Origin of the sequence: Acinetobacter sp. SA01, from assembly GCF_011319235.1 — a bacterium.
Taxonomy (GTDB): Bacteria; Pseudomonadota; Gammaproteobacteria; order Pseudomonadales; family Moraxellaceae; genus Acinetobacter.
Genome location: NZ_WXXM01000009.1, coordinates 134,652 through 140,651 on the forward strand (window position 1 = coordinate 134,652; position 6,000 = coordinate 140,651).

The 6,000-nt window shown below is 34.8% G+C and carries 7 protein-coding genes, 1 tRNA gene and 1 pseudogene; 5 read left to right on the forward strand and 4 right to left on the reverse strand.

What is annotated here, in order from left to right; all coding sequences use genetic code 11:
• Nucleotides 1–192: 192 nt before the first annotated feature.
• Entirely contained in the window at nucleotides 193–957 is a 765-nt protein-coding gene (locus GTU69_RS10305) for a glutathione S-transferase family protein (RefSeq protein ID WP_166170292.1), read from the forward strand.
• Nucleotides 958–1,343: 386 nt separating this feature from the next.
• On the forward strand, nucleotides 1,344–1,814 hold the full coding sequence (locus GTU69_RS10310) for an Lrp/AsnC family transcriptional regulator (RefSeq protein ID WP_086195053.1): 471 nt from the start codon (nucleotides 1,344–1,346) through the stop codon (nucleotides 1,812–1,814).
• A 104-nt stretch (nucleotides 1,815–1,918) separates the two neighbouring features.
• Here GTU69_RS10310 and GTU69_RS10315 read toward each other — a convergent pair whose 3' ends face one another.
• Both GTU69_RS10315 and GTU69_RS10320 read right to left on the reverse strand, forming a co-directional pair.
• The gene (locus GTU69_RS10315; RefSeq protein ID WP_086195054.1) at nucleotides 1,919–2,668 is read right to left on the reverse strand and encodes a YebC/PmpR family DNA-binding transcriptional regulator; all 750 of its coding nucleotides are present in this window, start codon (nucleotides 2,666–2,668) and stop codon (nucleotides 1,919–1,921) included.
• Nucleotides 2,669–2,780: 112 nt separating this feature from the next.
• Nucleotides 2,781–3,344: a 1-acyl-sn-glycerol-3-phosphate acyltransferase gene (locus GTU69_RS10320; protein WP_086195139.1), complete on the reverse strand. Its 564-nt coding sequence runs from the start codon at nucleotides 3,342–3,344 to the stop codon at nucleotides 2,781–2,783.
• 938 nt (nucleotides 3,345–4,282) lie between these two features.
• Between GTU69_RS10320 and GTU69_RS10325 the strand changes: the two genes are divergently transcribed.
• Both GTU69_RS10325 and GTU69_RS10330 read left to right on the forward strand, forming a co-directional pair.
• Nucleotides 4,283–4,359 (forward strand) — tRNA-Ile (locus GTU69_RS10325).
• A gap of 80 nt (nucleotides 4,360–4,439) precedes the next feature.
• Complete coding sequence (locus tag GTU69_RS10330; protein ID WP_166170294.1) at nucleotides 4,440–4,904, forward strand: hypothetical protein; 465 nt, start codon at nucleotides 4,440–4,442, stop codon at nucleotides 4,902–4,904.
• Nucleotides 4,905–4,913: 9 nt separating this feature from the next.
• On the opposite strand, the pseudogene GTU69_RS17190 reads toward GTU69_RS10330, so the two are convergent.
• Nucleotides 4,914–5,351: pseudogene (locus GTU69_RS17190) on the reverse strand (IS3 family transposase); the annotation flags it as partial.
• Between the two features lie 187 nt (nucleotides 5,352–5,538).
• Between GTU69_RS17190 and GTU69_RS10345 the strand changes: the two are divergent.
• The gene (locus GTU69_RS10345) at nucleotides 5,539–5,736 is read left to right on the forward strand and encodes a helix-turn-helix domain-containing protein (protein ID WP_166170298.1); all 198 of its coding nucleotides are present in this window, start codon (nucleotides 5,539–5,541) and stop codon (nucleotides 5,734–5,736) included.
• A gap of 72 nt (nucleotides 5,737–5,808) precedes the next feature.
• Here GTU69_RS10345 and GTU69_RS17040 read toward each other — a convergent pair.
• Nucleotides 5,809–6,000: hypothetical protein (locus GTU69_RS17040; protein WP_205683490.1), on the reverse strand; the 192-nt coding region annotated here is incomplete at its 5' end.

The following is a 6,000-nucleotide window of genomic DNA, read 5'->3' on the forward strand; positions in this document are numbered from 1 at the left end:
GCGGGTTTATATCAGCTTTAAAGATAATCAAGACAAAAAAATGTATAAAAATAAAAAACGTATGACTGTTAGCACCAAGATGATATTTTGGATAAAAAGCGCATTGTAATTCCCGGATAGGGTGACTAAAGTATCCGACTGAATTAGATGGTTTTGACTTGGCAGAACTAAAAAAATAAAAGCGGAGTTTTTATGCGAATTTTATACCAGTTTCCTTTATCTCATTTTTGTGAAAAAGCGCGCTGGTTGCTCGATCATAAAGAGTTGGAGTATGTCGCACAAAATTTGGTGCCAGGTGTACATCGTGCTTTTGCACAGCTAAAAACAGGGCAGAACAAATTGCCTATTTTACGTGATCAAGATCTTTGGATTGCCGACTCGACTGAAATAGCCTTATATCTGGATGAGGTATATCCGGAACACTCTTTATTGCGTGCCGATTCACAACAACGTCACTTGGCTTTGGAAATCAATGGACTTGCTAACGAACTGGGTAGGCATGTACGCCGTTGGGGGCTTGCCCATACCTTGTCGGAAAGTGAAGAATCCTTAGATATTTTAATTGGTGAAAAGGGCTATTTACGCCAGTTTGAAAAATATTCCAAACCTCTTATCAAAGCCTTACTTTCCAAAGGCTATCAACTAAATGCAGATAAAGTGGCTGAATCTAAACAGCAGATGGATAGCATCATCCAGAATTTAAATGCAAGATTGATAGAGAATTATGGGCGTTATTTTGTCGGTGAACGTCTTGGCCTTGCTGATATTGCGGTCTGTTCGATGCTTGCACCTATTCTGGAAATTCCCGGGACACCTTGGGAAAAAGAACAGGGCGAAACTTTATCTGAAGAATTTCGACAGTATAAAGAACATTTAATGGCATTACCCTTGGGACAATATGTGCTGCGTATCTATCACACTGAACGGAATGCACGGGTCGATTGGCGTGGAGTTTAAAAGCCAGCGATAAAAATACGTACTCTATAGCGCGTATTATTGCAAATCAAATGACTGTATTTTTTTGTTTTGGTCGAACATCTTCCTTTTAATCTATTTCTATTCAAATATAAAAGAGGAGTGATGATCCGGAGCAGGACACTTGACTGGATGAGTGTTAAATTCGAGATAAGTCTTTAATATATAATTAAAATTACCATTGAGTGTTTTTTATTCTTGAGTGGCTCAGGGTACTTTAAGCAGGCATCAAAATCTTTCTTTATGAGCTGGAAGGCTTATGGAAAATATTTTCATAATCTTAAAATTTTGTGAAAAATAAATAATTACTATATCACAAAGCTAATGTAATATTTTGCGTAGCTATCGATTATTGAAAAGAGTACAAAATGGAACTAGATCGTTTTGATAAACAGATTCTTGAAATATTGAGTCATGAAGATGTCAATTTGAATGAGCTTTCTGAGCGTATTAACCTCTCAGTGAGTTCGGTTCATCGACGGATCAAGCATCTGATTGAGGCCAATATCATGACCCATTTAAAGCGTGATATTAACTATGCCAAGCTGGGTTTCAGTTTACATGTGCTCTTGCAGGTGTCTTTAAATAAACATGATACGGATACTTTTGCCAAGTTTTTAGAAGAACTGGAAAGCATTCCTGAAGTCATTAAGGCTTTTTTAGTGACCGGGCAATCCGCCGACTTTATTGTCGAAGTGGTGGCTAAAGATATGGAAAACTATAGTGAAATTCTGTTAAAACGCATCGGTAAAATTGAGCATGTGGTTGCATTACATTCCAGTTTTGTGATTAAGGAATATAAGGTATTGAATTGTAGTGGCTTACTGAACCGGGTTTGAAATTATAGTTTATCCTATATTTAGGTAGCAGTTTTATATAAAAATGCCTTTAAAGCACATAAAAAAACGCACCATCAGGTGCGTTTTTTTATGTGGAAAAAGAATTAATCATCTAATTGAGCTAACACTTCTTCTGTGAATTCAACGTTGGTATAAACGTTTTGAACATCATCCAGATCTTCAAACATATCAATCATTTTTACGATTTTTTTCGCTTGATCGATATCTGAAATTAAGGCTTTAGTTGAAGGGTTCATCACAACTTCAGCATTGTCAGATTTAAGACCGGCAGCGGCTAAAGCATCTTGAACTGTACCAAAACTTTCTGGAGTGGTAATGACCAAGATTTCATCTTCATCAACTTCAATATCTTCAGCACCTGCTTCTAAAGCCACATCCATGATTTGATCTTCTAAAGAAACATCTTCAAAAGTAATCTCACCGCGTTTAGTAAACATATAAGCAACTGAGCCAGCAGTACCTAAGTTACCATCAGTTTTAGAGAAACAGTGACGAACATCAGGCACAGTACGGTTTAAGTTATCAGTCATTGTTTCAATAATAACTGCAACACCTCCTACACCATAACCTTCATAAGTGATTTCTTTTAAATCGGCATTTTCTTCACCGCCAACACCGCGCTGGATTGCACGGTTGATGGTATCACGTGTCATATTTGCGACTAATGCTTTTTCAACGACAGCACGTAAACGTGGGTTAGACGCAACATCACCGCCGCCTAAACGGGCAGCTGTAACAATTTCACGAATGAATTTTGTGAATACTTTAGCGCGGCTCGCATCTTGTTTTGCTTTACGATGCTTAGTATTAGCCCACTTGGAATGACCCGCCATGCGAAATATGCTCCTTGTAGATTGGCCTTATGCCTATCAGATTATGCAAATTCTACCATAAGCCCTTTTTTCTTAGAAAGAGCTAGATTTTGAGTTTTTAAACAAATAGCAACTAGTTCTTAGGTTCAGGGATCACAATATCCAGTCCAACTTTTTCTCTGTAAAGCTGTTTTAACAAAGCCAGGTCGTGATTAATTTCTGTTGGATAAATCTTGCCTAAAATACCACCTTCTTTGGTTTGCGAATTGGCATACATTAAAACAATAGGCACACCAGCGGCTTTGGCAATATACCAAAAACCTGTACGGATGGGCTTTCTAGATTCACCCGTTTTGGCACGGGTCGCTTCAGGTGCAATCACCAGATTGAATTTTTCATTCTGCTGAAAATGCTCAACCATAAGTGAAACAATATCCTGATTTGCTTTTCGATCAACAGAAATTCCCCCAATAGCTTCTAATAAAGGCTTCATGGGACCTTTAAATAATTCTTTTTTAATCAGGGTATGAATTTTTATATCATAAATCTGGAATAGTGCCAGTGAAAGCACGGCATCCATCATGGATGTATGTTCAAATCCAACAATAACCTGCTTATCTTCAAGTACATCTGGTTCAACATGATATTTCCATCCTGCAAGTTTAAATGCAGATTCACCGATAAATTTTTTTAACATGAATGTAGGGGATATTTGACTATATGAAAGTGGGCTAATTTCTGCCTGTTCTTGTATGTAGTCAAGTGTTAATGAATTAAAAATAACCAAATGGATACGCATTATATGATGGATGAAATATATGTATTAATTGCTTTTATATATTAAATCTTAAGCTTAAAGATGTAACATGTATCAAGTTATATAAAATAAGACTAAATAGTGACTATTCAGATGAAAAAATACCTATTAGACTTTTGTCGAAGATAAAATTTTTTAAACACAGGGCGCGATGTGGCCTAGGTTTAATGAGGATTGAAAAGAATGATGTATGTTTCGACTTTTCTATTAGCATTTTGTTTGTTTATGCTGGTTGTTGTATGGTCTTTAATCGAAATTCGCATTGAAGAGCAAAAAGAACGTAGTCTTTAGTGGTGATTTGCAGTCGAAGCTGGAAAAATCTTTATAGTTAGATTTAAAAAAATATTTCTTCACAATCTAAATAAAAATTAAAGTAATACTTTTTAGGTATAAGATTTTCATCTTTTTCACATGATTTGAATTTCAAAAAACGTGAGTGGATGAGGATTTAATTTAGTTTTGGCATTTTTAAATGAATGATAGTCAACAATCATTCATTTAAAAGGTGATGGCTATTTAAAATTGTGTATTGATCATTCTGTTTTTTAAGTTTTACTCTTCTTAATTTATAGGAGTGAAATATTGGCTCTCATTTGAATTTTTCAAACACTTACTATAAAGGCTTTTAGCTATAAAACTTACAATCTGTTCACAGGAGGGTGGGGCGAAGTTTAAGGAAAAATAATCCTCCTTTAAAATATGCTCAGTAATTGTTGTGTTACTGTGCAAGTGAAAGTAAAAATGCTTGTTTTTTGAAAAAATCTTCGTTAGTATTGCCTCGCTTGAACTTGTTGATATATAACAAATTCAGCTTATCAGGGCCTATAGCTCAGTTGGTTAGAGCAGCGGACTCATAATCCGTTGGTCGACAGTTCAAGTCTGTCTGGGCCCACCATATAAATCAACCCCTTGCGTGTATTCATCGTAAGGGGTTTTTTAATTAAAACAAAAAAGGTAGCGAATAGGTAGCAAGATATGAGTAATACTTTTCTTTTTGGTGAGGATCTGCGAGAGCAAGTGGCTCAAGATATAAAGCTAAGTCAACTTAAGTCAGAAAAATTATATAAAGAGATGGAACTTTTATGTGAATGGGATAAATTTATGATTTCTATGAAATTATATTTTATTCAATACCGTCATTTGAATAATTTGCTCAAGGAATTAAATCTTATTGATAGAGAGATGCCAATTTCAGATAAAAAGGAAAGGATATTAGAGGCTAAAAGTATTATACGTAGGATTATTTCAAATTTTACTGAAGATGATTTATTGGTTTTTGAAAATAAGAGTCTGGGACATAAAGGATTAAAAAATGCAGTTTTTGAGAAGCTAACTATAAGCGAGTATAGGAAATACTTTGAATCTAATAAAACGAATTTCAAGAATCGTTGGGATGAAGTTAGAAGAGAGAATAGTCACCAAAATTCTAGACACAAATAACCATCTTTGATGGGCCTTTTCATAATCTAATGGAGAACGTTGCCCATTGGAACCATGCCGCCGTTTTGAATTATAAAACATCTCAATATATTCAAAGATATCAGACCTGGCTTCAGTTTTTGATGCATATATTTTCTTCTTTATTCTTTTTCGCTTTAATAACTAAAAGAAACTCTCAGCAACAGCATTATCATGGCAATTTCCTCTACGATTCATACTGCATTCCAGATTGTGTTGTTTAAGGAAAGTTTGCCATTCATGGTCCGTATATTGGCAGCCTTGGTCGGAATGAATCAGAACTTTATTCTGTGGTTTTCTCCGCCATAGATACATTAATAATGTATCTAAAACCAGATCTGTCGTGATTCTGGATTTCATTGATCAGCCAACAACAAGACGTGAAAAAAGGTCAATCACAACTGTGAGATATACCAACCATTCATGAGTACTGAAATAGTATAAATATACTAGTATAAAAAACTATACTAGTATAAAAATATATAAATATTTGAAATATATAAAAATAAAGTAGTATAAAAATAGATTTAAATAACATTTTACTCTAGATTTGTTCAAGTCAAAGAATAGCTTCATTCAATTATTTCGATTGATTTGAATTTATAGGATTTGATCTATGAAATTAATTTTTCAAAATGTACCTCTTGTACTATCTACAGAAGAAGCAGCTCATAAAATAAGTTTTCAACCTCAAACATTACGTAAATGGGCGATGGATGGTAGCGGACCAATTCAGCCTATAAAAATTGGTAATCGTTTAAGGTGGAAATTAAAAGATATAGAAAACCTCTGTAACGCTGAGGGAGATGAATAATGAAAGTTAAACCATCTCTAGTAGTACAACCTCTAGTAGTACCACCTCTAGTAGTACCACCTCTAGTGCCACCTAAGTGTGATTTAAGCTTATATCCTTATCTTCCAATTGAAGTAAATAATTTCTCATCAAGTGAATAGCCACCAAAATTCTAGACACACGTAACCATCTTTTGGACTGCCACCACTCTCCTAGACAAATATCGTCTATTCTTTTTGCATAGGAGAGAACATTATGAGTGGACAACGATACACCCCAGAATTT

Excerpts from the sequence above, each read along its gene's own strand:
- GTU69_RS10315 (WP_086195054.1), bottom strand. The coding sequence starts at position 2,668 with ATGGCGGGTCATTCCAAGTGGGCTAATACTAAGCATCGTAAAGCAAAA.
- GTU69_RS10320 (WP_086195139.1), bottom strand. The coding sequence starts at position 3,344 with ATGTTAAAAAAATTTATCGGTGAATCTGCATTTAAACTTGCAGGATGG.
- GTU69_RS10345 (WP_166170298.1), top strand. The coding sequence starts at position 5,539 with ATGAAATTAATTTTTCAAAATGTACCTCTTGTACTATCTACAGAAGAA.
- GTU69_RS10310 (WP_086195053.1), top strand. The coding sequence starts at position 1,344 with ATGGAACTAGATCGTTTTGATAAACAGATTCTTGAAATATTGAGTCAT.
- GTU69_RS10305 (WP_166170292.1), top strand. The coding sequence starts at position 193 with ATGCGAATTTTATACCAGTTTCCTTTATCTCATTTTTGTGAAAAAGCG.
- GTU69_RS10330 (WP_166170294.1), top strand. The coding sequence starts at position 4,440 with ATGAGTAATACTTTTCTTTTTGGTGAGGATCTGCGAGAGCAAGTGGCT.